Here is a 333-nt window from a genome sequence, read left to right on the forward strand (position 1 = left end):
CCAGCGCCTCACGATCAGCCGCGTCGGCGGCGGCGATCGTCACCGAAGCACCCGCCGCGACGAGCTCCTCCCGCAACTCGGCCGCACCCGGCGCCCGCTCACCCCGCCGGGAGAGCAGCACCAGATGCCGCACCCCCCGCGCGGCCACCAGGTGCCGCGCCAGGATCGCCCCCAGCGTCCCCGAACCACCCGGGATCAGAACCGTGCCGTCCGGGTTCCACGGGCGGGCCGACTCGACCTCGGGAACCGCCGCCCGCACCAGCCGCGGCGTGTGCAGGCGCCCTTCCCGCAGGGCGAGTTGGGGCTCGCCCGTGGCGACGGCGGCGGCCAGGG

General features: G+C 77.8%; 1 protein-coding gene. It reads right to left on the minus strand.

What is annotated here, in order from left to right; translation table 11 throughout:
* Window positions 1–333: KR domain-containing protein (locus PUR61_RS01110; RefSeq protein WP_329874663.1), on the minus strand; the 333-nt coding region annotated here is incomplete at both ends.

This window comes from Streptomyces sp. BE20 (assembly GCF_036322525.1).
Lineage (GTDB): Bacteria > Actinomycetota > Actinomycetes > Streptomycetales > Streptomycetaceae > Kitasatospora.